The sequence below is a fragment of the Arhodomonas sp. KWT genome (assembly GCF_010993615.1).
On sequence record NZ_WNXE01000857.1, the window covers coordinates 1 to 721 of the forward strand.

2 protein-coding genes are annotated in these 721 nt (G+C 74.8%); both read right to left on the reverse strand.

Going from position 1 to position 721, the window contains the following annotated elements; translation table 11 throughout:
* On the reverse strand, positions 1-230 hold a 230-nt coding region (locus tag G7A99_RS22895), incomplete at its 3' end, for a (2Fe-2S)-binding protein (RefSeq protein ID WP_163144333.1).
* The coding region (locus tag G7A99_RS22900; RefSeq protein WP_205600022.1) for a xanthine dehydrogenase family protein subunit M at positions 224-721 on the reverse strand (498 nt) is incomplete at its 5' end. The genes G7A99_RS22895 and G7A99_RS22900, both read right to left, overlap by 7 nt.

Below are 721 nucleotides of genomic sequence, written 5' to 3' on the forward strand. Positions count from 1 at the left end.
CCGTCCGCCTGCACGGCGAGCATCAGGCACGCCCGGCTGGCCACGCCGTCCACGCGCACCGTGCATGCCCCGCAGACACCGTGCTCGCAGCCCACGTGGGTGCCGGTGGCCCCCAGCTCGTGGCGCAGGAAGTCGCTCAGCAGGGTGCGCGGACGGGCATTGCCGCTGCGCTCGCGGCCGTTGAGCGTCAGGGTGACGCGATGGCTGTCGTTCGCCTCGATCTTCAGCACGGCCGGGCCTCCGTGATCAGCTGTCGCCCCAGCTCGCGCACCAGCGTGCGCCGGTACGCGGCGGTGGCGTGGGCATCGTCCTCGGCCCCGAGGGCCCAGGCGAATTCGTTGAGGGCCTCGTCCAGGCCGTCACCGGCGGGCAGCGTGCGCACCACCGGCCGGTCGGCGACGCCGCCGACGCCGAGGTCCACCTGTTCGCCGCGAATCGCCGCGGCCAGGGCGACGATGGCGAAGTCGCCGTGGCGCATCGCGACCTCGGTGAAGCGGTACTGCGTCTGCGCCTGCGCCAGCGGGAAACGCACCTCCGTGACCAGCTCGCCGGGGGCGCGGTCGGTGGTGAGCACGCCCTGGAAGAACGACGCCGCCGGCACCACGCGGGGCCGGCCGCGCCGGCCCTCCAGCACCACCTCGCCACCCAGGGTCGCCAGGCACAGCGGCAGCTCGGCGCTGGGATCGGCATGGGCGACGGAGCCGCAGACGGTGCCGCGGTT